This is a genomic window from Vibrio sp. SG41-7 (genome assembly GCF_014164465.1).
Lineage (GTDB): Bacteria > Pseudomonadota > Gammaproteobacteria > Enterobacterales > Vibrionaceae > Vibrio > Vibrio splendidus.
Map to the genome: position 1 here is coordinate 1 of NZ_JACJFF010000480.1, position 217 is coordinate 217.

Sequence of the window (217 nt, forward strand, 5' to 3'; positions counted from 1 at the left end):
TCCTTACAATCTGAAGCTTAGAGGCTTTTCCTGGAAGCATGGCATCAATGACTTCACTACCGTAGTAGCTCGACATCGTATCTCAGCGTTAAGAAAGTCCGGATTTACCTAAACTTTCCGCCTACGTACTTGAACCTGGACAACCGTCGCCAGGCCCACCTAGCCTTCTCCGTCCCCCCATCGCAATTGTAAGAAGTACGGGAATATTAACCCGTTT

At 48.4% G+C, this 217-nt stretch carries 1 rRNA gene; it reads right to left on the reverse strand.

The annotated features are described in order from the left end of the window. A 23S ribosomal RNA gene (locus H5300_RS28645) occupies window positions 1–217 on the reverse strand; the annotation flags it as partial.